Here is a 24,327-nt window from a genome sequence, read left to right as displayed (position 1 = left end):
CAAAGGAGGGCCTGGGGTGCCGACAAGTAGTTTAACCCCCATCATATGCACGCTCACCTGCCGTGACAGGCATTTCGTGCGTTCAGGCCAGGCCAGCCCTCATGGATGGAGATCGTTATCCCTGAGGGACGCCGCTCCTGAATCGCCCTGAGTCGAATGGAGGCTCGATTCCCTGAGGGGGCGAGCACATGGGCACTTCGGTCCCCCCTCCGCCTGAGCTGGGCAGACGGGTGAGCCGTATGGGCGCTGAGGTCCGACCGGACTGGTTGTCTCGTGGGAGACAAGAGACGCCGGTTCGATCCGGAGTGCCGTGAAGGAGCGGTGCGGATCGTCAAGGAGACTGGCAAGCCGGTCGCGCAGGTCGCGCGGGACCTGGGGAGCAACCCCTACACGCTGCACAACTGGATGAAGGCCGACCGTGAACGGCAGGCCGCGGGCCAGGCGTTGAGCGAGTCCGAGCGTGAGGAGCTGGCTCGGCTGCGCCGGCAGAAGACCGAGTGGGCCAAGGAACGCGCTGAGCTTGGGATGTAGCGTGAAGTGTTCAAGCGATCAGTGGCCGGGTGGGTGAAGGACTCGATGAACCGATGATCGTCGCGGAGTTCATCACGTCCTGCAGGACCGAGCATGTCATGCTCGGCCACGCCATGAGCGAGCACCGCGACGCGGCCCTGGCGGTGGCGTCGTTGCAGAGGGCGGCGAACGGAGGCGGCGGCGTGGACGGGGTGATCTTTCATGCCGACCGCGGATCGGAGTACACCGCGGCCCACACTGCGGCGGATTGCCGCGCACTGGGCGTGGTGCAGTCGATGGGCCGGGTCGGATGCGCCGCCCTCTGCAACGCCACCGCCGAGGCGTTCAACTCCACCTTGAAGGTCGAGTTCGTCCACCAGCACCGCTTCACCACCCGCGCCGAGGCGGGCATCATGGTCGCGACCTGGATCGTCGACTTCTACAGCACCTACCGCAGGCACAGCGCCAACGACGGACTCGCTCCGATCACGTTCGAGTGTCAGATGGCAGAAGCACGGAGGGCGTCAACAGCCCAGTTCAGGGCCGAAGTGGCATAACACCGTCTCCACGTTTTGAGGGTTTGACACGACACCTTCTCCCTGGCCACCGTCAGCTGGGCTGTCTCGAGCACGAAGCGGACCCGGCTGGCCTGGACGTTCTGGAGATGGCGCTGTGGCGGTGACCGGGCCGGGCACCTGGCGGCCCCCGGCTGGTGCATCACAGCGACGCGAAGGGCGCAAGACACCTCTCTCCGGTTCGCTACGCACGTGGTCGAGACCGGGATCGGCGCCTCTATCGGCGCGGTTGGCGACACGCTCGAGAACGCGTTGATGGAGTCAGCGATCGGATTGTAGATCGGACTGACCTGAGTCTCCTGGCTGCCAGGTCGCTCTGGCTTACCTCTGAGCGATGAAATCGAGCTCGTTCCTCTTCGCCCTGGCGACAAGGCCGGCAAAGTTGCCGATGGAAAGCGAGAGGTGTCCGCTGCCCGAGGCCTTGCTGTCTCGTAGACCGATGGCGTCGTCGAGCTGGGCGACCTCCACGCACTGGCCACTCGTCCCATCGCTGGATCGGCTGCTCTTGCGCCACTGGGGGGAAGTCACGTCAAGGCCTCCATCAGATGCTTGATCAGGCTCCGACTGGAGTCTACGGGGAGGGCGACCGCCCCTATGCGGTCGAACCTGTCGAGCAGTCCGTCGACCTCGGCGGCCTCTGGGACGAGCCTTCCGCCGGTGGGGGCCTCCACGTAGCCGACCTGGCCCTCCCGGACCTTGATGACCTTGAACGGCCCATCGAGCCCGGCATTCGCGCCTGCCGTGTTCGGGACGATCCGCAGCATCACGTTCGGCAGCTCAGACACCTTAAGCAGCTTGGCGAGCTGCTCCCGCATGACCATCCTGCCGCCCACCAGGCAGGCCATGGCTGTCTCCGCCAGGAGAATCCACAGATCGGCCGGGCTTTCCTTGGTCAGGATCTGCTGCCGTGCCATCCGCGCTTCCACCATCGCGTCTATCCCTGGCTCGCGCCCCTCAAACAGGAGGGCGCGTGCGTAGGCAGGCGTCTGCAGCAGGGCAGGAATCAGCTGGCTGCTGTAGATCCGCAGCACGGACGCGCGTCCCTCAGACTCCGTGAAGTTTTGAACCAGTTGGGGTCGTGTCCGAGCCGCGCGTACCAGAGCATGATCGCGAACGTCCCGCCGGTGTTCCACCGCTCGTCGAGGACGGCCGCCTGAGCGTCGGTCAGCTTCGCTTCGCAGTTCCCCAGTCTGGAAATCGAGGAACGCGCACAGTTGAGGAGCTCGGCAAGGGCGTGTCCTGACATGCCGTGCTGCATGCGCTGGAAGCGCAGGTGGTGGGCCATCCACGCCCACATCGACGATCGCGGGTCGGGGGACTCGTTGATATGCATCGTGTCTCCGTCCATCGGACGAATTTCCAGGTGATCCTAGGAATGGCGACACGGTAACTCTCGCGGAGCACGCTTGTCCCGGAAACTGCAGGTCAGAGCAGCAGGACGGGAATTCGATTATGTCGGACAAAGCAGAACAAGAACTGCATCCAAGGCAGCGCTGTCATCTTCTGACATGGCTGGCTGGCCAGTTGCCGCATCACCACGTACACCCCGAGGTCCTTGGCGCGGGCGAGAGAGCCGTCCTTCGTGTCACGAGCCGTCGGACCAACAAGGTCCGCTTCGTTGCCTGCGTCCCAGCCCCTCAGGCAGGGACGCAGGCCTGGGTGTGGTCTCGCGACTGGGTGCTGGTCACCGACCCTCGCGCCGTTCCCGCCATCGCGAAGGCGATGAGCTCATGACGACGTGGATCATTCTCGGTCGCGTAACCCTCCCGGCCGCCCCCAAGAGCGTCGGTGAGGCCCGCCGGTTCGCCGCCGCGGTACTGGACGGCAGCGACCGCACCGCCACGGCACATCTGCTGATCTCCGAGGCCTGCACCAACAGCGTCAGGCACTCCGACTCCCGTCATGGCGGTTCGTTCACCCTCACGCTGTACGACTGTGGGAACTCCTTGCGTTGCGAGGTCATCGATGCGGGCGCTGCGACCATTCCCACCCGCCACAAGGGCTCCGAACTCCGCGACCACGGCCACGGCATCGTCCTCATCGAGACCCTTGCCGCCCGCTTCGGCTATGACACCGACACTGCCGGTCGCCTGCACACCTGGTTCGAACTCACCTGACAGCTCGCTCGCGCTGAGGCTGCGCCACCGGCCCCTGCTACTCCCGCTCTGCGGGTTGGTCTGCTGGGCCGAGTGGCGAGCCACGCCTGCGGTGCACGCACGTTGACCAGCACGCTGGGAGCCTCTTCGCGGATTTGTCCAGCGAGCCCGCCGCCACGCTTGGCTGGCGAGGCCGCGCCTCGATCCTCAGCTTGCTCCCGAGCCTCCTCCAGCGAGGAAGCGATAGGCACGACTTGCCTCGGCCATGCGTGCTGGCCCCGAGCGCCCTACCAACGGCCCGCCGCGCCCGTCCGCCGGTGTGGACGGCTCCGTCCGCTGGACGGCGGCTGCGAAGCAGCGGCGGACGGCTCGTCCGCCGCGCGGCGGACGAGTGGGAGGGCGCGGACGGCGTTAGGGCCACATCGAGGCTTCCGACTCGAGACTGACAGCGAAGCCGGCATCGGCGTCTGCCGGAAGCGAACAGCTGCCGTTCCGAATGTCGCCGGGACTCTGGATCCGGCCGCAATGCTCGCCAATACGCCTTCGGCGTGTCCCGCCACGGTCGGCCCATCGTCCTGAGCGCCGAACACACCGCGCACTGATGGCTCCGCCCCGCCGAACTTGCCGACTCCGACGTCACTGACGAGACCGCTCGCGCCATCCAGGGCTGGACCGCCCGCTGCCCTACCGACGTTCCGCCCGGAGCCTGCCGGAAGACCGGACTGGTCTTGAGGTGGACTCGCCGAGAGGGCGGGGCGGGGCTCGGATGTTGGAGGGGCTGAACCGGTAGTTCAGATGGGTGCTGGAGGGAGCGGGGATGCAGCCAGTGGGTGATAGGGCGTGACCCTGGATATCGCGGGATCAACGACCGAAGTCGGGGTCAGATGGGGGTCGAAAGATCTTGAGGCCGGTCTCCTGAGGGAGGACCGGCCTCTGACCTGCATCTTTGTGTCGGGGTGGCGGGATTTGAACCCACGACCTCTTCGTCCCGAACGAAGCGCGCTGCCAAGCTGCGCTACACCCCGGTGGTGGCTGCCCGGGAGTCGTACGTTCTCCCGGCGCCTAGTCCACCCTAGCGGATGCCGGGGGGTGCTGCGTCCCTATTTACGGGCTGTGAAGCCGGTCACGGCGCCGGAGTGGGTGAGCTCTATCGAGGTCAGGCCGGCGGTGGTCAGCCAGGTGCGGAGGTCGGTGACTGTGCCTGGGTTGCCGAAGGTGCCTTGGCGGCGGAGGAGGTTGATGAGGGGGTCGCGGCCTGCGCCTCGGACGATGGTGGTGCCGCGGAGCCAACCGCTTGGGCGTAGGACGCGGGCCAACTCGCGTACAGCGGCGGCTGGGTCTGGGAGGCAGTGGAGGCCGTTGTAGGTGAGGCAGGTGTCGAAGGTCGAGTTCTTGAAGGGGAGGGCGTAGATGTCGGCCTGGAGGAGGGTTGTTGTCTTGCGGCGGGCTCGGTTGAGCATTGTGCGGGAGAGGTCGGCGGCTACGTGGCGGGGGTTGTCGGTGACCGCTATGCCGCCGCCGCAGGGGATGTCGAGGGTGAGGGCGGACGGGTCCTGGGCGGCGATGGACGTGTGGAGGTGGTCGATGTCGTAGTTCCAGAGGACGCGGGCTCCCACGCGGGAGAGGACGCGGTTCTGGACGGCGAAGTCGTACCAGAAGGCGGTGAAGGAGGCGGTCTTCCAGCTCACCGGCGGGGGACGAGGGTGAGGAGGGAGGCCTCGGGCGGGCAGCAGAAGCGCATGGGGGCCTTCGGGGACGTGCCGAGGCCGGCGGAGACGTGCAGCCAGGAGCCGCGGTGCTGGTGGAGGCCCTTCACGCGGGGGCGGTCGATGCCGCAGTTGGTGGCGAGGGCGCCGTAGAAGGGGACGCAGACCTGGCCGCCGTGGGTGTGGCCGGCGAGGAGGAGGTCGTAGCCGTCGGCGGTGAAGCGGTCGAGGTTGCGGGGTTCGGGGGAGTGCATGACGCCGAGGTGGACGTCGGCCTGCGGGTCGACCGGGCCGGCGATCTTGTCGTAGCGGTCGCGGTTGATGTGGGAGTCGTCGATGCCGCCGAACTCGACGTCGAGCTCGCCGACCTTGAGGCGGCCGATGCGGTTGTTGAGGTCGAGCCAGCCGGCGGCCTGGAGGGACGAGCCGAGTTCGCGGTAGGGAAGGTCGGGTTCGCGGCGGCGGCGGTCGTAGTCGGACTGGCTCGTCCGCCAGACGTAGCGGAGCGGGTTCTTCAGCACCGGCGAGTACAGGTCGTTCGACCCGTAGACGAAGACTCCGGGACGGTCGAGGAGGGGGCCGAGGGCGTCCAGGAAGGGGCCGATCGCGTCGCGGTGCGAGAGGGAGTCGCCGGTGTTGACGACCAGGTCGGGTTCGAGCGCGTCCAGGGAGCGGACCCAGTGGATCAGGCGCGAGCGGCCGGGGGTGAGGTGCGCGTCGGAGAGGTGCAGGATCTTCACCGGGGGACGGCCGGGCGCCAGCACGGGCACGTCGAAACGGCGGAGCCGGAACCAGTTCCGCTCGATGAGCGAGGCGTACCCGAAGGTCGCGGCTCCCGCCCCCAGGAGTCCCAGGGGCGCGGCGTAGATCTTTCGCACGGCTCTCCCTTCTCAGGGTTCCATGTTTTCAGACATGGGCACCGCGCGGTAATCCTGATGAGGCAGAAGGTGCCGGACGGGCATGATGTTGGGCATGACCCTGAAGGAGAAGCTGGAGTCCGACCTCTCGTCCGCGATGAAGGCCCGTGACGAGGTGCGCACGCGGACTTTGCGGATGGCCCTCACCGCGGTGAAGAACGAGGAGGTCGCAGGCAAGCAGTCGCGCGAGCTGTCGGACGACGACGTCGTCAAGGTGCTCACCCGGGAGGCGAAGAAGCGCCGCGAGGCTGCGGCGGCGTTCGGTGACGCGGGCCGGGAGGAGCAGGCGCAGGCGGAGCGGGACGAGGGCTCGGTGCTGGAGGAGTACCTTCCCGCGCAGCTGTCGGACGAGGAGCTGACCGCGCTGGTGGCGGACGCGATCGCCGAGACGGGCGCGTCCGGGCCGCGCGCGATGGGTCAGGTCATGAAGTCGGTGAATCCGAAGGTGGCCGGACGTGCCGAGGGCGGGCGCGTCGCCGCCGAGGTCAGGCGCCAGCTCGCGGAATGAGGAAGGGCCCGGCACGCTCGCCGGGCCCTTGCGTCTCAGTCCTCCCAGGGAGATGACCGGCCGTTCGGCTGGCCGCGCCCGTTGCCCTTCTTGCCGCTGCTCACGTAGAGGATGACGGTGCTGCCGGGCGGGACCTCGGTGCCGCCGTCCGGGGAGGTGGACACGACCGTCCCGCGCGGCTGGTCGGAGTCGACGGACCCGGGCGCGACCTTGACCTTCAGGTCGGCGCCCCTGAGCTTGGCGGTGGCGGCGCCGATCGTGTCGCCCTTCACCTCGGGGACGCGGGTGGTGTCGCCGAAGTCGCGGGACGGGGTGCGGAAGCCGGGCGCCGGCTCGCCGGCGAGGGCGCTCCGCATGGACTGCTGCCAGATGCCGCCGGGGATGTCCGCGCCGTAGACGCCGTACACCTTGTACTGCCAGGGGCCGCGGAAGTCCCAGTAGGCGGTGGCGGCGGCGAGGTTCGGGGTGAATCCGGCGAACACGGCGCAGGTGAACTCTTCACAGGTTCCGGTCTTGCCGGCGGCGGGACGGCCGATGCCGCGTCCGGCCGCGGTGCCCTTGGTGAGGACGCCCTGGAGGATCGAGTTGACCTTGTCGGCGACGTCCTCGTCCAGGGCCTGGTGGCAGTCCTGCTTGGGCAGCTTCAGCTTCTTGCCCTCGGGGTCGACGACCTCGGTGACGGAGATGGGGGCGCAGTACTTGCCGCGGGCGGCGAAGCCGGCGTAGGCGGCGGCGAGGTGCACCATGTCGATGTCGTTGACGCCGAGGACCTGGGACGCGATCGGCAGGAGCGGGTTGCCGTTGCCCTGCTTCATCCCGAACTTCTCGGCCATCTTGACGGCGTTGCAGACGCCGACGCGCTTCTCCAGGTGGGCGTAGAACGTGTTGACCGAGTGCCAGGTGCCGGTCTTGAGGTTGAAGTTGCCCTTCTCGCTGTCGCCGGCGTTGGAGAGGGTCCAGGTGCCGCCGCCGATCATGGCGTTCTTGACCTTCTTGCCCTGGTACATCCCGGTGTAGCGGCACGGCTGGAAGCCGCCGATCGTGGTCGTCTGCGGCGAGTTGATCGTGGTGCTGACCGGGATGCCCTGGTCGATCGCGGCGGCCAGCGTGAAGATCTTGAACGTCGAGCCCGCGGACACGCCGTTGCCGCCGCCGTGGCGGGAGTCGGCGGGCAGGTTGATGGTCGTTCGGCCCTTCCCGGGGCCGAACCGCTTGCTGAGCCCGATCGCCTTGACCTTGCCGGTGCCGGGCTCGACCATCGCCTCGGCGCCGACGCGGTTGCCGCCGGGGGCGACGGTCTGGCGCAGCGTCTTGTCGACGGCGCGCTGGTCGTCCATGTCGAGCGTGGTGCGGATCGTGTAGCCGCCCCGGTTGAGCTCGTTGACGACGGCCTGCTGCTGCTTCGGTTCGAGCTCCCAGTACTTGCCGTCCGACAGGATGTTGAGCATGTCGTACTTCACGTACTCGCAGAAGTACGGCGCCTTGCTGGACTGGCAGCCGCCGACCGGGTCGGTGCGGTTCAGCTCGATCGGCTTGGCGGCTTCCTCGTCCGCCTGGGCCTTGCTGATGTGCCCGAGCTGCGCCATCCGGTAGAGGACGATGTCGCGCCTGTGCCGCGCGTCCTTCGGGTTGCGGATCGGGTCGAACGCGGCGGGGTTCTGGGTGATGCCGGCGAGCAGGGCGGCCTGTCCGAGGTTGAGCTTGCTGGCGGGGACGCTGAAGTAGCGCTTGGCCGCCGCCTGGACCCCGTACGCGCCGGCGCCGAAGTAGGCGATGTTCAGGTAGCCCTCAAGGATCTGGTCCTTGGTCATGCGCTGCTCGATGTCGAGGGCGTAGCGCAGTTCGCGGAGCTTGCGCCCGACCGTGGGGGCCGTGGCCTCGCGGTACTCCTCCTGCGTCCGGGCGCTGTCGACGAGGAGGTTCTTGACGTACTGCTGCGTGAGCGTGGACCCGCCCTGAGTCTGCTCGGACTCGACGTTGGACGCGAGGGCGCGGATGGTGCCCTTGAGGTCGAGCGCGCCGTGCTCGTAGAACCGCGAGTCCTCGATGTCGATGATCGCCTTGCGCATGATCGGGTCGACCTGGTCGAGCCGGACGGACTCGCGGTACTTGTCGAAGAACGTGGCGACCTGCTTGCCGCTCGCGTCGTACATCACCGTCTTCTCGGACGGTGGTGTCGTCTTGAGCTCGCCCTCCATGTCCTCGAAGTTGTTGGCGGCGTCGCGGGCCGTCAGCCCGGCGCTGCCGACCGCGGGCAGCGCGATGAGCGCGACGATGAGCCCCGCCACCACCCCGGCCCCGAGCAGCCTGAACAGCGTGGACGCAGCCTTGACCCGATCCGATTTCGCAACGCGCACGGGGTATAGGGTACGCGGGACGAGCAGTGCATTAGGGACAGGTCCCCCGGCGCCCCCGCTTTCCGGGCCCCACGATCAGGACGTTCGTCCGGTATGCCCTCATGATGACAACCTGCGCTGTGTCTGGCGCGTCAACTACAGGTAACTAGTCCGTTCCGGCGGTATGGCCCCGGTGGGCTATATCGAGAATGGGCCCATCGGGGGCTGTTGAAACGTCCCTCGCTTCCGTAAGTTCTTCCCCACGGCTTTCGTTTGGCGGCCTGACGTCCGCGCCCGTCCGGCCAAGGAGCGCAAATCGACACAGACCCTAGGGGAGTGGGGCCAAGATGTGGATCACGGATTGGACCGCCCGCGCCGCCTGCCGTAACGCGGATCCGGATGCCCTGTTCGTGCAGGGAGCGGCGCAGAACCGGGCCAAGCTCATCTGCCGCGGCTGCCCAGTACGCACGGAGTGTCTCGCTGACGCCCTCGACAACCGGATCGAGTTCGGTGTCTGGGGCGGCATGACCGAGCGTGAACGCCGTGCTCTGCTACGGCGGCGGCCGGATGTGAAATCGTGGCGCGACCTGCTGGAGACCGCGAAGGACGAGTACGAGCGGTCGGTCGAGGTCGACGAGGAAGAACTCGTCGCCAGCTGACCTCGGCGGGCCTCACGGCCCGTCCGGCAGGGGTTCAAGGACCGGGAAGGTCCAATTAAGAAGCGTGACCGCGGGCCTGTACCGACCTCCAACCGGTACAGGCCCGTTGCCACGCCTCACGTTGGTGGCCTGACGGGTGCAGCGCGCTACGTCGCATGCCCTGTGGCCCTGGGGGCCCTGCGGGCCAAGCCCGCTCGCGATGGCTTCACCGCGCGGTGCCTCCCGTCGGCGCTGTGGCGCTGCCGGCGCCCGCGGTCGGTACGACGGCAGGACCGGCGCACGCCCCCGCCGACCACACCACGGCCCACAGCCGAACCAGCGACCGCGACCAACGCACCACGCACGCAGTCCAACAGCGGCGCGCCACCTGACACCGCCACCGCGACCCTGAGCGACCGCGACCCGCCGCTGCGGGTAACTGCCGCCGCGACCTGCCGTGGTGACGACTGCCCGCTCTTGCGACTGGCCAGGGCCAAGACCCCCTGCTTCGACCTGCGGTGGTGGAAGGCCGCCGCCGTTGCGGCTCGCTGCGGCCAAGACCCGCCGCCGCGGCCTGCCATGGTGGCGACTGCCGCCGCTGTAACCAGCCGCGACCAGGCATAGGTTGACCGTGCTCCCTACTGGGCTGCGCAGCACTATCGGGTTGGATTTGCTGTGATCAGCACGGGTGCACGGTGATTCTGTGGCTCGACGCGCTGCCACCGCTAAGTCTCGTGTCGCTCAACGACCAGCTCGATCAGGTTGCTGCGGAGGCAAATCCGCAGGTGGTGGTCGATGTGAGTGCGATGTGCGGCTATTGCTCCGATCGGCTTGTTGTGAATGCGATGGGCGGCGCTAAGTCGATACCGTGAGTGTTCGTTTTGAGGTCGTCCGATCATCTTTTGCTACACGGAGTAACGTGTGCCAGGCTGAAGCACGTGCGATTCGGACAGATCGGGCCGTGCGGATCGCCTCCGCCTGCACCAGGTCGTCAGGCTGGAGGCGTACGAGTTGATGTTCCGGTATGCCTTGACCGCCGGACCCACCACGTCGCGTGATACCGCCGCCGTCGTCTCGGTCGTCGAGGTGACCTGGTCAGAGGCAGCATCGCCTTTGAACTGCCGCCGGGTGTGCTCGGGGACCGTCGCTGAGGTCAGCTGTTTTGGTGCGCTCGGCGACGTCGGGCGACGCCGGGGGTGGGTCCGCGGAGCTCGCAATCCACTGCCTCACCTGCCGCGCAGGGTAGCCCGTCCAAACCGCCGTCGAAGCAGTCCAGGAGGGCGGGGCGGCGGGCGGCGATGAGCGCGTCGGCGCCGGGGTGCTCCAGGACGAACCGCAGCGCGGTGCGGGTGGTGGTGCTTGTGGTTGGCGCGCAGCCGGCGCAGCGTGAGCAGGACGGTGATGACGTGGCCAGGCGGCAGCCCGAGGGTCAGGACGCGGGCGGTGCGAGCCTGGACAAGGTCGTCACCGCTGCGTTCGTCGACGCCGTAGGTGAGTCGGCCGCCTCGCAAGCCAACGGAATTTCGCAGGTCAGGACGTGCTCAAGGAGGCGTCGAGCAGTATTTCGGCGGTGGTGTGGGCGTCGGTGAAGACGTCTGCCGAGTTCTTGGACGTCGACAGTGCGGTGACTCCCTCGAAGAGGAGGTTCAGCTGGCGGCCCAGCGTTCGGGGGTTGGACGCTCCGGCCTCGGCCGCCGTCGCGGCGAGCCGGTCGGCGAACGCTTCCTTGTACTCGGCCACGAGCGTGCGGACCGGTGTCTCGATGTCACAGATCTCGACGGCCGCGTTGTGGAAGGGGCATCCGCGCAGGGCCGTGCCGGGCGTGGGCGGTTCGAAGAGCGCCAGGAGCCGTTCGCGGGGAGTGAGGCTCTCGTCGTCCAGGACCTGCGTGCGTGACAGCGGCGTCTCGTAGTGAAAGCGCCTCAGATAAGCCTCGACGAGCGCGTCCTTGCTGGGGAAATGCTTGTAGAACGTCCGCTTCGACACGTGGGCGACGTCTGTCAGGCGCTCCAGGCCGGTGGCGTTGATGCCTTCCAAGTAGAAGAGCTTGGCCGCCGCCCACAGGATGCGTTCGCGGGCGCCCCGGCCGCCGTGCGGTTGCCGGTCCGTCTCGTCCATGACCGGAGTATACCGATCGTTGTACCTTTGCTAATCTGCTCCAGGTACACCGATCGTTTTACTTTGGAGGTGGCGTGGAGTACATGACGTTCGGCCGGAACACCGGCCTGCGCGTGTCGGAGTACGCGCTCGGCACGGGCAATTTCGGGACGCGCTGGGGCATGGGCGCCGAACCCGCCACGGCCCGCAAGATCTTCGAACGGTTCGCCGAGGCCGGCGGGACGTTCATCGACACCGCCGACACCTATCAGGCCGGAGAGGCCGAGGAGATCATCGGCGACCTGCTCGACGGGAAGCGCGACCGGTTCACGCTGGCCACAAAGTTCGCCAATCCGGTGACCCCGGCGTCTGGCCTGAACAGCACCGGGAACGGGCGTGCCCACATGGTCCGCGCGGTCGAGGCGAGCTTGCGGCGCCTCCGGACCGATCGCATCGACCTCCTGTGGGTCCATTTCCCGGACGCGGTGACGCCCGTCGAGGAGATCGTGCGGGGCCTGGACGACCTGGTCGCGTCCGGGAAGGTCGTCCACGGCGGCCTGTCCAACTTCCCGGCGTGGCGTGTCTCCCGCGCCGTCACGATGGCCGATCTGCGCGGCTGGTCACCGATCATCGCGGTCCAGCACGAGTACAGCCTGGCCGAGCGCACCGCGGACCGGGAGGTACTGCCGATGGCCGAGGCGCTCGGCCTCGGGACGGCGCTCTGGTCACCCCTGGGCGGCGGCCTGCTGACCGGCAAGTACCGCTCCGGTACGGAAGGGCGCCTGACCACCTGGGGACGCGTGATCCAGAAGGAGGACAGCGACCACAAGACCGCCATCGTGGACGAACTGCTTTCCGTCGCGTCCGAGACCGGCCTGCCGCCGGCGCAGGTCGCCATGGCCTGGCTGCGTGAACGGGCGGCGCGCTCCACGACGCCGACGGTGCCCATCATCGGCCCGCGGAACCTGGATCAGCTGGACGGTTACCTCGCGGCCCTCGATGTGAGCCTCGCTCCCGAGCACCACGACAGGCTCACCGCCGTCAGCGACATCGCCCTGGGCGAGCCCCACCAGGCCAACGCCGCCCAGCGTGACGCCCTGTTCGGCGGTCAGGCGTCAGCGTTCCGCACTCCTTCGCTGCCGGCGGCCTGACCTGCGGAGACCGGCGGTTATCCACAGATTGGCGTTCGCTTCTCCCGACGGCCTCCGAGCGGTCAGGCTGTGTTCGCAGGCGGGGAGTTGGGCATCGGCGCACCGTCGCCGGCCAGGGTCGCTCAACGTTGCCTGGGATCCGGCGGGCCGCATGCGAGGGTTGCGAGATGCCGCGTGGGCGGTGCGTCGCGTCCAGCCAGGAAGGAGGGGTGTTAGCGGTCAGGTTGGGTGTCGCGCGGCGGGTAGTCGGGCGTGGGCGCACCCTTGCTGGCGAGGCTTGCCCGGCGTCGCATGGGTCCGGCGGGCCGCATGCGAGGGTTGCGAGATGCCGCGTGGGCGGTGCGTCGCGTCCAGCCAGGAAGGAGGGGTGCTGGCGGTCAGGTTGGGTGTCGCGCGGCGGGTAGTCGGGCGTTGGCGCGCCGTCGCAGGCCAGGGTCGCCCGACGTTGCATGGGTCCGGCGGGCCGTATGTCGGGGCTGTGAGATGCCGCGTGGGGCGGTGCGGCGCGTCCAGCCAGGAAGGGGGTGCTTGTGGTCGGGGTCAGGCTGCCGGTGCGGATGAGGTGGGGGCCGCCAGGTCTTCGCCCACTTGGCGCAGGCCGTCCAGGTCGTGGACGTCCTCCGCCTGGGCGGGGACGGCCGTGACGGGGACGGTCGGGTGCGTGGACGCGAAGTGGTCGCGGAGGCGGTCCTCGCGGGCGGCCAGTTGCATGCGGTCGGTGTGGAGGCGGAGCAGCGCGGCGGTCAGCTTGTGCTCGCCGCGTTCCTCCAGCGTCTCGGCGGCGGCCTGGCTTCGGGCGGCCGACAGCGTGTCGGCGGCGGACTCGTGGACGCGGTTGACGACGAGTCCGGCGAGCGGCATGCGTTCCTCGGCGAGACGCTCGACGAAGTAGGACGCCTCACGGAGGGCGTCCGGCTCGGGAGCGGCGACGACGAGGAAGGCGGTGCCGGGGGTCTGCAGCAGCTTGAACGTCTTCTCGGCGCGCTCGCGGAACCCGCCGAACATCGTGTCGAACGCCGCGACGAAGGTCTGCACGTCCCGCAGCAACTGGACGCCGAGGACCTTGTTGATGACGCCGGTGAACACGCCGAACCCGGCGCTGATCACCTTGACGCCGAAGCGGCCGCCGGTCTTGGCCGGCGCTGCGAGGATCTTCATGAAACGGCCGTCGAGGAAGCGGCCCATCCGCTCGGGCGCGTCCAGGAAGTCCAGCGCGTTGCGGGACGGCGGGGTGTCGACCACGATCAGGTCCCAGGCGCCGGACCGGTGCAGCTGCCCGAGCTTCTCCATCGCCATGTACTCCTGCGTCCCGGACAGGCTGGACGACAGCGACTGGTAGAAGGGGTTGGCGAGGATCTGCTTCGCGCGGTCCGGGTCGGCGTGCGCCTCGACGATCTCGTCGAACGTCCGCTTCATGTCGAGCATCATGGCGTGCAGCTCGCCGTCGCCGTCGATCTCGATCTTGCGCGGGTTGTTGTCGAGCTCCGACAGGCCCATCGACTGCGCGAGCCGGCGCGCCGGGTCCACGGTGAGGACGACAACGTCCCGTCCCCGCTCGGCGGCGCGCACCCCGAGCGCGGCGGCCGTGGTGGTCTTCCCGACGCCCCCGGACCCGCAGCACACGATGATCTTCGTGCGGGGGTCGTCGAGCAGCCCGTCGACGTCCAGTGCCGGAGGGGTCTTGCTGATCGGGCTCATCGGTTCACCTCTGCCGTCCGTGCCCTGGCTCGGAAGGGCCCTTCCCCAGGACCACGCCCACGCGCCGCTCGCTCGTCATCCCCGGCGCGGTGCCTGTGTGCGCAGAACCCTCGTGCCTGGCGAACGCTCACGTCCGGCCCGAGCCCATGCCCGTCATCCAGCGCGACCCACGAAACACCTGGCGGCACCGCCCCGGCATCGTCCAACGCCACCCACGAAACGCCACCCCGCGACACCCCAGACGCGACCCCGCCGCCGGTCACCGGACCAATCGCAGGTACGTCAAACCCCACCGCACCGTCCACAGGCGCGCCATAGCGTGGCTGGTCAGGCCTAGCCCCGCCGTGCCACAGCCCGCCGCCGAGTGTGGATGTGTCGTGCGGCGTCCAGTCAGGTATGGAGGTGTCGTGGTGGGTGGGCGCGTATGCGGATGCTCGCAGGTGCGCGCGTTCATCCCCGTCGCCTCGGTGAGGATGTGCGCCAGCCGGGTGTGCAGGTCGGAGGGCAGTGTGTTCACGCTGGTGTGTCTGGTGGGGAGCCAGTGCGGGGGTGTTGCGCGGTGCCCGGGTGGGGTGGGGGTGCTGGGTCATGCGGCGCCTTGGGCGCGGAGGGCGGCGGCCAGGTCGTAGAGGCCGGCGAGGTCCATGCCGTCCGAGAGGAGGGGGAGGGTGTAGCGGGGGCGGTCGATGGACTCCAGGCGTTCCTTCTCGCGGCGCTGGAGGGCCGTGCGGCGGGCGTGGTCGGTGGCCTCGGCGGCGAGGACGGCGGCGATCGACTCGGCGTCGTGCTCCAGGCCGGCGGCCTTCACGCCGCGGATGATCTCGTCGGTGTCCAGCGTGCCGGCGGCGGCAGCGGCGAGGTCGTCCTCGGTCAGGACGGGCTGGTGCTCCATGTTGACGATCACGCCGCCGACCGGGAGGCCGACCTCGGTGAGGGCGTGGATGCCGTCCATCGTCTCCTGGACGGGCATCTCTTCCAGGAGCGTGACGAAGTGCACCGCGGTCTCGGGGCTGCGGACGACCTTCATCACGGTGTCGGCGTGGTTCCGGACGGGACCGACCTTGGCGAGGCCGGACACCTCGTCGTTGACGTTCAGGAACTTGGTGATGCGGCCGGTGGGCGGGGCGTCCATCACGACGGCGTCGTAGATGAAGGAGCCGTCCTTCTTCCTACGGCGTACCGACTCGGAGGTCTTACCGGTGAGGATGACGTCGCGGAGGCCGGGGGCGATGGTGGTGACGAAGTCGACGATGCCGAGCTTGGTCATCGCCTTCCCGGCGCGCTTGAGGTTGTAGAACATCTCGAGGTACTCGATGAGCGCCTCTTCGGTGTCGATGGCCAGCGCGTAGACGTCCCCACCGTCCGGCGCGACGGCGACGCGGCGCTCCTCGTACGGGAGGGGCGGGCAGTCGAAGATCTGGGCGATGCCCTGGCGCCCCTCGACCTCGACGAGCAGGACCTTGCGGCCTCCGGCGGCCAGGGCAAGGGCGAGGGCGGCCGCGACGGTCGTCTTGCCCGTGCCGCCCTTCCCGGTGACCACGTGGAGGCGTACGCCGTCCCAGTCGGTGTCTCTCGCACTCACCCGATCGACCATATCGTTCACTCGTCAAACACTTGAGAGGGCGGACGCCCTCGTGCAAGTGATCCCTGACACGATGCCGCCCGGGTCGATCCGCCCGGACGTTGTCATCCGGCCTGCCCGCGCGGTTAGCTGGGAAACGTGGACCGTTGCTCTCGGCGGTTCCGCCTGAATCGTACGGGTTCAGAAGCCTGCCGGGGTTCCGGGGGCGCGCTCCCGGTGCCCGGCCAGCACGCGAGAAGAGGTGCCGTGATGGCAGCGGTGGCCCTGGTCATCTTGCTCATCGTCCTCGTCGGCGGACTGATCGTCCTGTCGTCGTCCATCCGCATCGTGCAGCAGTTCGAGCACGGGATCGTGTTCCGGTTCGGCCAGGTGCAGCGCGGCGGCCAGCTGCGTCCAGGGGCGGTCCGCGGTCCCGGCCTGACGGTGATTTTGCCGATCATCGAGCGGATGCAGAAGGTCAGCCAGCAGACGATCACCATGGGGGTGCCCGGGCAGGACGGCATCACCCAGGACAACGTGAGCGTTCGCGTGGACGCGGTCGTCTACTTCCGTGTGGTCGATCCGGTGAAGGCGATCGTGAACGTCCACAACTACGGCTATGCGGTCTCGCAGGTGGCGCAGACGTCGCTGCGGTCGGTCATCGGGCAGGCGGACATGCAGGAGCTGCTCGGCGAGCGCGAGAAGATCAACATGCGGCTGCGGGCGATCATCGACGAGATCACCGAGGGGCCGTGGGGCGTCCTGATCGAGCGGGTCGAGATCAAGGACGTGTCGCTGCCGGAGGGCATGAAGCGGTCGATGGCCCGGCAGGCCGAGGCCGAGCGGGAGCGCCGCGCCCGGATCATCACCGCGGACGGCGAGTTCCAGGCGTCCAAGCGGCTCGCCGCCGCCGCGGAGATCATGTCGCAGGACCCGGCGGCCCTCCAGCTGCGCCTGCTGCAGACGGTCGTGGAGGTGTCGGCCGAGAAGAACAGCACGCTGGTCATGCCGCTGCCGGTCGAGGTCCTGCGGTTCTTCGACCGCGTCACCGGCGGTCACGGCCAGAGCGGCGAGTCGGGGAGTGGGGACGGCAAGCCCGGCCTCGCGGAGCGGCTCGCCAAGGCCGAGGCGGAACTGGCGAAGGCGGCGGAACAGCCGTCCACGCTGAAGTCGGCCGAGGACGTCCCGCCCGTCATCGGCCTGGACGAGCCGAAGTCCCAGGTGGCCGCCCCGCAGGACGACGAGCAGCGCGGCATCACCGGCGCCCCCGACGGCGGGACCGGAGAGAACCAGCAGCCCCCCAACTGAACTAGGACGACCACGAGCAGCCCCCGCCGCGTCCCATGGACGACCCAGCGTGGGGGCGCGTGGGGACGGTGTCGCGCTCGTCGGCGCCTGCCGTTCCTTACCACGGACGCCCACCCGACAGCGCGGCGGCCGCGTCCGGCCGGTAGACGGGCGATGCACGGCCGCCGATAACCCGGTCGGCCGACTTGCCGTGGGTCACCATCCGCGCCAGGCGGCGGACGCCTCCTCCGCAGGCCCGAGGGCGTGGCCGGGGCGGTCCTCCGCGACCGGTCGGTCGGTCGTGGGACCGTCCAAAGGCGGTTGTGGGGTGGGCGGCTTTAGGGGGACGCCGCTAGTGGGGTCGGCTCTGGCATGGTCAGGTGGCGGACGCCGGGCACCGCGGCGGTGGCAAGGCAGGACGCGGCGACCAGGACGGCCGCGGTCCAGAGTGGCGCGGACGCGTTCCAATTGGACGCGGCCCACGGGGCGAGCGCGTAGCCGAGGGGCGCCGCGGCCTTGACAGCAGCCAGTCGTATGACGTCACGCGGGCCAGCGCCTGCGGGGGGATGCTCATCTGCACGACGTTCTCCCAGGTGGAGTTGAGGACGCCGAGCCCGGTCAGCGCAAGCCCGCAGGCGCCGATGACCGGGGGCGCGGGCGCGGTCGCGGCCAGCAGGGCGAGGGGCAGCGCCAGGGTGGCGAGGCCCGCGTTCGCGACGAGGGCGGGACGGCGCGGCCGGACGCGGGCGGCGAGCAACGCCCCCACGACGAGCCCGACGGCGCCCACCTGGACGGTCGCGATCCACGTCTTCTCGCCGCCGAGCCGCTCGATGGCGAGGGCCGGCCCGAGGGTGAGGAGAACGGCGGACGCTCCGTTCCAGACGCCGTGCGCGGTCAGGCTCGTCCAGTACCAGTCGCGCGACCGGACCTCCGACCAGCCTTCCGCGAGGTCCGCGCGCAGCGAGCGCCGCGGAGCGGGACGTGCCGGACGCGGGGCATGGCGAGGAGGGCGGCGCTCGCGGCGAAGGAGGCGGCGTCCAGCAGGGACGTCCATCCGGGACCGATGGTCAGCACGAACGTGCCAGCCAGGGCCGGCCCGGCGAGTCTGGTGGCGCCGTTGGCCGCGCCCATCAGGGAGTTGGCGCGCTGGAGCCCGGACGTCTCGACGGTGCCCGCGATGAGTAGGGAGATGGTCGGTGTCTGGAACGCCGAAGCGGTCCCGCCCACCGCTCGGGCGACGGCGAGGTGCCACAGCCGCGGCTCCCCGCCGATCAGTTCGAGCGCGGCGAACAGATGCGCACCCGCGCCGACGAGGTCGGTGACCAGGGCGACGGCGCGCGCGCTGAACCGGTCCGCGACGACCCCGCCGATCGGCAGCAGGTGCAGGTGCGGCACCATTGCGCTGCCGAGCACGAGGGCGAGCGCCGACGTGGAGCCCGTCGCCCGCAGGGCGGCGAGTGCGAGCGCCGCGGGGATCGCGGCATCGCCGGTCAGGGACAGGACACGCGCGCTGAACAGTAGCCGGAAGTCCCGGCCGCGCGGTGGGTGAGCCTTGGCGCGCAGGGTAGTTCGTTACGGATTTATTCGTCAACGAATTACCGCCTGGATACGATCGCCGCCATGGGCGACAGAGATCGGACCGATGAGCACGTGGCGCGGTGGACGCCGATCCTTCCCGACCTCGATCCGGACACGGAGGGCGCCGTGACCCGGATGGGGCGCTTCGTCAAGCACATCAAGCGCGTCCGGGAGGACCTCCTCGTCGCCTCCGGCCTGCAGCGGCACGAGTACGACACGCTCCACGCCCTCGCCGGCCGGCACGGGACCGCCGCGCCCTCCGAGCTCGCCGCCGACCTGGGCATGCCGCCGAACTCGATCACCGGTCGGCTGGACGCGCTGGAGCGCCGCGGCTTCGTCCACAGGTCGCCGTCCGCCACCGACCGCCGCCGGGTCGTCGTCGAGCTCACCCCCGAGGGCCGCGCCGCCTGGCGTGAGGCCCTGGACGGGGTGGGCGACGAGGAGACCCGCCTCCTCGCCGCCCTGACCCCCGACGAACGCCGCACGCTGTCGGACCTCCTCCGCCGCGTCATGCTCCGCGCCGAGCAGGACCCAAGCTAGAAGCGCCCCCCGCGCAACGCCCCGGTCCCAAACTCCCGCGCTGACGCCCCCCGCGCGATCGGTGGCCGAGCGGACGTCCGCCGGGCGGTCGACGCCGCCAGATGGCCACGCCGCCGCCGAGGAGCGCCGGTCTCGGGGCGGCGCCTGCCGACCGCTCGTGTTGGACGGGTGTGGAGGGGCCGCGTCTGAGGTCCCACATCGCGGCCTGCTCCGCGCTGCCGGGCGGGGCCCGTGGACGTTCGTCTCAGCTCGGCCTGGCCATGCGGCGGTGCCACCACGGGGCGCGGGTCCGCCGGCGTGCTGAGCGTGCCGTGGTGTGGACGCTTTTAGGGCGTGAGGGCCAGGCCGCCGTGGGAGGGGCTGGCCTCTAGGTGCTGGTGCGCGTTGCGGGGCCTCGGTCTGGTCGTCACGTGGGTGGTTCTAGGGGGTGAGGACTAGGCGGCCGCGTAGAGGGGTGGCTTCTAGGCGTTCGTGTGCTTTGCGGGCCTCGGTTAGGGGGAGGGTGTCGGCTACGCGGAGGGTCAGGTGGCCCTTGTCCACGAGTGTGACCAGGTGGCTGAGCTGGGGTGCGTTGGCGCTGATCCACTCGTTGCGGACGGTGATGCCGCGTAGCGGGACCGGGATGGCCGGGCCGCCGTTCACGGTGGCGAACGTTCCGCCGTTCCGGACGGCGTCGAGGGCGGCGCCGGCCAGGAGGGCCGCGTCCACGGCGCCGTCGACGCCGCCGGGGACGAGTGCGCGGACCGCGTCGGCCAGGTGCGCGTCGCGGGGGACGAACATGTCCGCGCCGAGGCGGCGGACGAGGGGCTCGTCCGCCGCGGAGGCGGAGGCGACGACGCGCAGGCCACGGTGGGCGGCGAGTTCGACGGCGTAGCCGCCGACGGCGCCGGCGGCGCCCGTGACCAGCAAAGTCGCTCCTTCCGGCAGGGCGAGGAGGTCGAGCGCCTGGAGAGCGGTCAGGGCGTTGAGCGGTAGCGTCGCCGCCTCGACGGGGGAGGCCGAGCGGGGCGCGTGGGTGACGGCGGTGGCGTCGAGGACGAGGGCCTCGGCGTAGGTGCCGAGCGGGATGTCCAGCCGGTCCTGGAGGCCGACGACGGCGTCTCCGGCGGCGAGCCGATGCACTCCCGGGCCGACCGCGTCGACGGTTCCGGCGACGTCCATGCCGACGCCGAACCAGGGCCGGGTGCCGAAGGCGGGCATGAGGCCGGCGTCCGCAAGGGCGCCGGAGCGGACCGCCCGGTCGACCGGGTTGACGGCCGCGGCCGCCACCCGGATCCGGACCTGGCCCGGCCCGGGTTCGGGGACCGGTATGTCGGCGTCCTCCAGGGACTCGGGTCCGCCGGCCGTTCTGATGATGATCGCGTGCATGCCGCAACTCCTGAGTGAGGGACGCCCCCACCTTCGCCGGAACAGCGGTGTGCCGGAAGAGGTTACCCAGGAGTGCGTTCGGCACCAGGAGGTGAGCCCGCAGCATGGCGACGACGACGGCCGCGCAGCGCCGCGAGCAGGAGAAGGCGGCGTTCGACGCGTTCATGGAGGCGTGCCCGATGAACCAGTTGCTGGGCATCGTCGGCAAGCAGTGGAGCACGATGGTCCTCGTCGAGCTGGCGGAGGGGCCGCGCAGGTACGCGCAGATCAGCCGCGCCATGCCCGGGGTCAGCGCGAAGATGCTGACGCAGACCTTGCGGTCCCTGGAGCGGGACGGTTTCGTGGCGCGGACAGTGACGCCGTCCGTGCCGGTCCAGGTCGAGTACGCGCTCACGGTGCTGGGCGAGCGCATCATGCCGCTGATCACCTCGATGCTGGAGTGGGCGAACCGCCACATCGAGGACGTCCACGAGGCGCGGGAGCGGTACGACGGGTCCCGGGTGGGTTCGAACGGGGTTCCGGTCGGCCCATCGCTAGGGTGAGGGCCATGAAGAAGTGGGAGTACGCGACCGTTCCGCTGCTGGTGCACGCGACCAAGCAGATCCTCGACAACTGGGGACAGGACGGGTGGGAGCTCGTCACCGTCCTGCCGGGGCCGAACCCGGAGAACCTCGTGGCTTATTTCAAGCGCGAAGTCCAGTCGTAACGAGGAGGAGTGGCATGAGCACGCCCGAAGAGCGGATCCGCGAGCTGGGGATCGAGCTGCCGGAGGTCGTCCCGCCGGTCGCGTCCTACGTGCCGACGGCCCGGACGGGGTCGCTGGTGTACACCGCCGGGCAGGTCCCGCTGGTCAAGGGCGAGCTGGGCGCCACCGGGAAGGTGGGCGCCGAGGTCGACGCGGAGGAGGCGGCGCGGCAGGCGCGGATCTGCGCGCTGAACTGCGTCGCGGCGCTGAAGGCCGAGCTCGGCGAGCTGTCGCGGGTCGTCCGGATCGTGAAGGTTGTCGGGTTCGTGGCGAGCGCTCCGGACTTCCATGGCCAGCCCGAGGTGATCAACGGGGCGAGCGACCTGCTGGTCGAGGTGTTCGGGGACGCGGGCAGGCACGCGCGCAGCGCCGTCGGCGTCGCCGTCCTGCCGCGCAACGTGCCGGTCGAGGTGGAGCTGATCGCCGAGGTCTCTTGACGGAATGCCATTCGGTATGTCCGAATTGGCCGCCATGGGGATCACCAACGGGCTCAAGCTGCCGGACTCGTTCCGGGACCAGGTCGAGGCGATTCGGGACGGCCGCGCCGAGCCCCCTCCGGCCAGGCACGCGGCGACGGTCGTCGTGCTGCGCGACCACGACCGGCACGGGCTGCAGGCGTTCATGCTGCGCCGAGTCCGGTCGATGGCGTTCGCGCCGGGCGCGTACGTGTTCCCCGGCGGCTCGGTCGACCCGCGCGACGGGGAGGCGGAGCCGGCATGGTCCGGCCCGCCTCCCGCCGAGTGGGGCAAGGCGTTCAAGGCCGACGAGACGCTGGCGCGGGAGCTGGTCTGCGCGGCCGTCCGGGAGACGTTCGAGGAGACGCTCGTCCTGCTCGCCGGGCCGACGGGCGAGACGGTCGTGGACGACACCCGGGGAGACGACTGGGAGGCCGACCGGCAGGCGCTCCTCGACCGGTCGCAGTCGTTCGGCGAGTTCCTGGCGAGGCGCGGCCTCGTGCTGCGCGCGGATCTGCTCCGCCCGTGGGCGCACTGGATCACCCCCAAGATCGAGCCGAAGCGGTACGACACCCGGTTCTTCGTGGCCGCGATGCCGCGGGGGCAGCGGGCCAGGGACGTCAGCACCGAGGCCGACCAGGTCGCCTGGGTCCGTCCGGCGGAGGCGGCCGAGCGGGCGGCGAAGGGCGAGTGGATGATGCTGCCGCCGACCATCGCGACGCTGGCGGAGCTGGCCGCGTTCGACACGGTCGCGGACGTGCTGGCGGCGCGGCGCGAGATCGTCGTGCACGAGCCCGTCGCGGAGATCGTCGACGGCGAGGCGTATCTCGTCCTGCCGGAGAGCGTCGCGCGGCACTACTCGCAGGGCTGACCGTGCCGCGCAGGGTGCCGCTGAACCGGTCCGTCGCGTGGCGGCTGGCGGGGACCTCCGCGCTCCGGCACCTGGAGCGTCTCGGCTGGAACCCGGTCCGTCACCCTGATCGGGCCTCGGGCAGGATGGGGGATATGACGGAGATCGACGGGATGGGTACTGAACGGGCGACTTGTGTGCTCGCGCCGAATCCGTCCGCCATGACCCTGGACGGCACCAACACCTGGATCATCGCCGAGCCGGGAGCGGACGAGGCCGTCGTCGTCGATCCCGGCCCGAAGGACGGCAAGCACCTCCGGCGCGTCCTGGACACCGTCGAGGCACGGGGGCTGCGGGTCGGGCTCGTGCTGCTCACCCACGGCCACCCCGACCATTCGGCGGGCGCCGGGAAGTTCGCGAAGCTGGCGGGCGGCAAGGTGAAGGTGCGGGCGCTCGACCCGGCGCACCGGCTCGGCGAGGAGGGCCTCGCGGAGGGCGACGTCGTCACGACGGGCGGCCTGGAGCTGCGGATCATGGAGACGCCGGGGCACAGCGACGACTCGCTGACGTTCTGGCTGCCGGCCGACGGCGCCGTCCTCACCGGTGACACCGTGCTCGGGTACGGGACGACCGTCGTGGAGGGAAGCCTGGGCGACTACCTGACCTCGCTCGACCGGCTCCGCAGGTTCTCCGCCGACGTGGAGGCGGAGACGATCCTGCCCGGTCACGGGCCGAAGCTGGACGACCCGATCGCCGTCCTGGACCACTACATCGACCACCGCCGCGAGCGGCTCGCCCAGGTCGAGGCGGCCGTCGCCGCGGGTGCGCGGACGGCGCGCGAGGTCGTCGAGCGCGTCTACGCCGACGTCGACAGGTCCCTCTGGCCCGCGGCCGAGTGGTCGGTCCAAGCCCAGCTCGACTACCTGCGGGAGCGCTGACGGCCCGCCGGGCGGGGCCGCCTCCCGTGCCGCCGCGCGAGCGTGCTCCCGGCAGGGGTCACTTCGAGCGCTTGCGGAGCCGTTCGATGTCGAGGATCACCACCGCGCGGGCCTCGATGCGCAGCCAGTTGCGCTGGGCGAAGTCGGCGAGCGCCTTGTTGACGGTCTCGCGGGACGCGCCGACGAGCTGCGCCAGCTCCTCCTGGGTGAGGTCGTGGTGCACGTGCAGGCCCGACTCCGACGGCTGGCCGAACCGCTCGGCGAGGTCGAGCAGCGCCTTGGCGACGCGGCCGGGGACGTCGGTGAACACCAGGTCGGCCATCACGTCGTTGGTCTTGCGGAGCCGCTGCGCCAGCGCGCGGAGCAGCTGCACGGCGACCTCGGGGTGGCCGGTGAGCCAGGGCCGCAGGTCGTCGTGGCCGAGCCCCGCCAGCCGGCACTCGGTGACCGCGATGGCGCTCGCGGTGCGGGGACGCGGGTCGAACAGGGACAGCTCGCCGAACATCTCGGACGGGCCGAGGACGCTCAGCAGGTTCTCCCGGCCGTCCGGCGCCGTCCGGGTCAGCTTGATCTTGCCTTCGAGGACGACGTACAGCCGGTCTCCGGTCTCGCCCTCGTTGAACAGCGTCTGGCCGCGGGCGAGACGCACCTCGGTCACGTTGGCGCGCAGCGCCTTGGCGCCCTGCTCGTCGAGGGCCTCGAAGAGCGGGGCTCTGCTCAGAACGTCCACGTCGCGATCGGTCACGCTTCTCCTCCTCGAACACCTACATGCC

General features: G+C 70.1%; 25 protein-coding genes, 1 tRNA gene and 1 pseudogene. 14 read left to right on the top strand and 13 right to left on the bottom strand.

The genetic code is table 11. The features are described from left to right. Positions 1-273: 273 nt before the first annotated feature. Both BM339_RS40140 and BM339_RS40135 read left to right on the top strand, forming a co-directional pair. Positions 274-531: a transposase gene (locus BM339_RS40140; protein WP_075024252.1), complete on the top strand. Its 258-nt coding sequence runs from the start codon at positions 274-276 to the stop codon at positions 529-531. A 53-nt stretch (positions 532-584) separates the two neighbouring features. After that, entirely contained in the window at positions 585-1,067 is a 483-nt protein-coding gene (locus tag BM339_RS40135) for a DDE-type integrase/transposase/recombinase (RefSeq protein ID WP_075024251.1), read from the top strand. A 339-nt stretch (positions 1,068-1,406) separates the two neighbouring features. On the opposite strand, the gene BM339_RS40130 is transcribed toward BM339_RS40135, so the two are convergent. Genes BM339_RS40130 through BM339_RS40120 form a run of 3 tightly spaced genes read right to left on the bottom strand, consistent with a single transcriptional unit; the run spans position 1,407 to position 2,433 of the window. Continuing rightward, the gene (locus BM339_RS40130; protein WP_075024250.1) at positions 1,407-1,613 is read right to left on the bottom strand and encodes a DUF397 domain-containing protein; all 207 of its coding nucleotides are present in this window, start codon (positions 1,611-1,613) and stop codon (positions 1,407-1,409) included. Then, positions 1,610-2,116 (bottom strand): DUF5753 domain-containing protein, encoded by a 507-nt coding sequence (locus BM339_RS40125; protein WP_075024249.1) that lies wholly within the window; start codon positions 2,114-2,116, stop codon positions 1,610-1,612. Before BM339_RS40125 ends, BM339_RS40130 begins: the two co-directional genes overlap by 4 nt. Further along, positions 2,089-2,433, bottom strand: coding sequence for a helix-turn-helix domain-containing protein (locus tag BM339_RS40120; protein WP_075024248.1), 345 nt, complete (start codon positions 2,431-2,433; stop codon positions 2,089-2,091). The genes BM339_RS40125 and BM339_RS40120 overlap by 28 nt, the downstream gene beginning before the upstream one ends. Before the next feature lie 382 nt (positions 2,434-2,815). Between BM339_RS40120 and BM339_RS50365 the strand changes: the two genes are divergently transcribed. After that, a complete protein-coding gene (locus BM339_RS50365) occupies positions 2,816-3,202 on the top strand; it encodes an ATP-binding protein (RefSeq protein ID WP_075024247.1) in 387 nt (128 codons plus the stop codon). A gap of 930 nt (positions 3,203-4,132) precedes the next feature. Here BM339_RS50365 and BM339_RS40110 read toward each other — a convergent pair. The 3 genes from BM339_RS40110 to BM339_RS40100 all read right to left on the bottom strand — a co-directional run bounded on the left by BM339_RS40110 (position 4,133) and on the right by BM339_RS40100 (position 5,765). Next, positions 4,133-4,206 (bottom strand) — tRNA-Pro (locus BM339_RS40110). A 75-nt stretch (positions 4,207-4,281) separates the two neighbouring features. Continuing rightward, a complete protein-coding gene (locus tag BM339_RS40105; protein ID WP_075024246.1) occupies positions 4,282-4,869 on the bottom strand; it encodes a class I SAM-dependent methyltransferase in 588 nt (195 codons plus the stop codon). Further along, on the bottom strand, positions 4,866-5,765 hold the full coding sequence (locus tag BM339_RS40100) for a metallophosphoesterase (RefSeq protein WP_021591498.1): 900 nt from the start codon (positions 5,763-5,765) through the stop codon (positions 4,866-4,868). The genes BM339_RS40105 and BM339_RS40100 overlap by 4 nt, the downstream gene beginning before the upstream one ends. 94 nt (positions 5,766-5,859) lie before the next feature. Between BM339_RS40100 and BM339_RS40095 the strand changes: the two genes are divergently transcribed. Then, positions 5,860-6,312 carry a GatB/YqeY domain-containing protein gene (locus BM339_RS40095; protein ID WP_033330365.1) on the top strand — a complete coding sequence of 151 codons (453 nt, stop codon included), beginning with the start codon at positions 5,860-5,862 and terminating at the stop codon, positions 6,310-6,312. Positions 6,313-6,347: 35 nt separating this feature from the next. On the opposite strand, the gene BM339_RS40090 is transcribed toward BM339_RS40095, so the two are convergent. Further along, complete coding sequence (locus tag BM339_RS40090) at positions 6,348-8,669, bottom strand: penicillin-binding protein (RefSeq protein ID WP_024934449.1); 2,322 nt, start codon at positions 8,667-8,669, stop codon at positions 6,348-6,350. Between the two features lie 326 nt (positions 8,670-8,995). Here BM339_RS40090 and BM339_RS40085 point away from each other — a divergent pair, with 326 nt between their 5' ends. Further along, on the top strand, positions 8,996-9,307 hold the full coding sequence (locus BM339_RS40085) for a WhiB family transcriptional regulator (protein WP_021591501.1): 312 nt from the start codon (positions 8,996-8,998) through the stop codon (positions 9,305-9,307). A gap of 674 nt (positions 9,308-9,981) precedes the next feature. Continuing rightward, entirely contained in the window at positions 9,982-10,158 is a 177-nt protein-coding gene (locus BM339_RS50360) for a hypothetical protein (protein WP_177287896.1), read from the top strand. A 658-nt stretch (positions 10,159-10,816) separates the two neighbouring features. Here the strand turns inward: BM339_RS50360 and BM339_RS40080 are convergent. Beyond that, entirely contained in the window at positions 10,817-11,404 is a 588-nt protein-coding gene (locus BM339_RS40080; protein WP_075024245.1) for a TetR/AcrR family transcriptional regulator, read from the bottom strand. A gap of 83 nt (positions 11,405-11,487) precedes the next feature. On the opposite strand from BM339_RS40080, the gene BM339_RS40075 reads away from it, so the two are divergent. Beyond that, positions 11,488-12,534 (top strand): aldo/keto reductase, encoded by a 1,047-nt coding sequence (locus BM339_RS40075; protein ID WP_256255759.1) that lies wholly within the window; start codon positions 11,488-11,490, stop codon positions 12,532-12,534. Between the two features lie 540 nt (positions 12,535-13,074). On the opposite strand, the gene bagB is transcribed toward BM339_RS40075, so the two are convergent. Both bagB and bagA read right to left on the bottom strand, forming a co-directional pair. Next, on the bottom strand, positions 13,075-14,232 hold the full coding sequence (bagB, locus tag BM339_RS40070; protein ID WP_021591504.1) for an ATPase BagB: 1,158 nt from the start codon (positions 14,230-14,232) through the stop codon (positions 13,075-13,077). A 586-nt stretch (positions 14,233-14,818) separates the two neighbouring features. Then, positions 14,819-15,814 (bottom strand): ATPase BagA, encoded by a 996-nt coding sequence (gene bagA / locus BM339_RS40065; RefSeq protein ID WP_024934451.1) that lies wholly within the window; start codon positions 15,812-15,814, stop codon positions 14,819-14,821. A 249-nt stretch (positions 15,815-16,063) separates the two neighbouring features. Here bagA and BM339_RS40060 point away from each other — a divergent pair, with 249 nt between their 5' ends. Then, on the top strand, positions 16,064-17,101 hold the full coding sequence (locus tag BM339_RS40060) for a slipin family protein (RefSeq protein ID WP_021591506.1): 1,038 nt from the start codon (positions 16,064-16,066) through the stop codon (positions 17,099-17,101). 355 nt (positions 17,102-17,456) lie between these two features. Here BM339_RS40060 and BM339_RS52790 read toward each other — a convergent pair. Further along, positions 17,457-18,574: pseudogene (locus BM339_RS52790) on the bottom strand (MFS transporter). 126 nt (positions 18,575-18,700) lie between these two features. Between BM339_RS52790 and BM339_RS40050 the strand changes: the two are divergent. Next, on the top strand, positions 18,701-19,198 hold the full coding sequence (locus tag BM339_RS40050; protein WP_075024243.1) for a MarR family winged helix-turn-helix transcriptional regulator: 498 nt from the start codon (positions 18,701-18,703) through the stop codon (positions 19,196-19,198). Between the two features lie 420 nt (positions 19,199-19,618). On the opposite strand, the gene BM339_RS40045 is transcribed toward BM339_RS40050, so the two are convergent. Then, on the bottom strand, positions 19,619-20,566 hold the full coding sequence (locus BM339_RS40045) for an NADP-dependent oxidoreductase (protein WP_075024242.1): 948 nt from the start codon (positions 20,564-20,566) through the stop codon (positions 19,619-19,621). 104 nt (positions 20,567-20,670) lie between these two features. Here BM339_RS40045 and BM339_RS40040 point away from each other — a divergent pair, with 104 nt between their 5' ends. The 5 genes from BM339_RS40040 to BM339_RS40025 are packed head-to-tail and all read left to right on the top strand — an operon-like array spanning position 20,671 to position 23,554. Then, positions 20,671-21,108 (top strand): winged helix-turn-helix transcriptional regulator, encoded by a 438-nt coding sequence (locus tag BM339_RS40040; RefSeq protein ID WP_021591511.1) that lies wholly within the window; start codon positions 20,671-20,673, stop codon positions 21,106-21,108. A gap of 5 nt (positions 21,109-21,113) precedes the next feature. Continuing rightward, positions 21,114-21,272 (top strand): Sp36 family protein, encoded by a 159-nt coding sequence (locus tag BM339_RS49215; RefSeq protein ID WP_021591512.1) that lies wholly within the window; start codon positions 21,114-21,116, stop codon positions 21,270-21,272. Between the two features lie 14 nt (positions 21,273-21,286). Next, positions 21,287-21,748: a RidA family protein gene (locus BM339_RS40035; protein ID WP_021591513.1), complete on the top strand. Its 462-nt coding sequence runs from the start codon at positions 21,287-21,289 to the stop codon at positions 21,746-21,748. Positions 21,749-21,764: 16 nt separating this feature from the next. Next, a complete protein-coding gene (locus BM339_RS40030) occupies positions 21,765-22,637 on the top strand; it encodes an NUDIX hydrolase (protein WP_250359473.1) in 873 nt (290 codons plus the stop codon). 2 nt (positions 22,638-22,639) lie between these two features. Then, positions 22,640-23,554 (top strand): MBL fold metallo-hydrolase, encoded by a 915-nt coding sequence (locus tag BM339_RS40025; protein WP_218163885.1) that lies wholly within the window; start codon positions 22,640-22,642, stop codon positions 23,552-23,554. Between the two features lie 58 nt (positions 23,555-23,612). On the opposite strand, the gene BM339_RS40020 is transcribed toward BM339_RS40025, so the two are convergent. Next, positions 23,613-24,299: a Crp/Fnr family transcriptional regulator gene (locus tag BM339_RS40020; protein ID WP_021591516.1), complete on the bottom strand. Its 687-nt coding sequence runs from the start codon at positions 24,297-24,299 to the stop codon at positions 23,613-23,615. Positions 24,300-24,327 lie beyond the last annotated feature (28 nt).

The organism is Actinomadura madurae, from assembly GCF_900115095.1.
In the GTDB taxonomy this organism is placed as follows: Bacteria; Actinomycetota; Actinomycetes; order Streptosporangiales; family Streptosporangiaceae; genus Spirillospora; species Spirillospora madurae.
The sequence above is the reverse complement of the archived record's forward strand: the minus strand, read 5'-3'. Positions and strand labels throughout refer to the sequence as shown.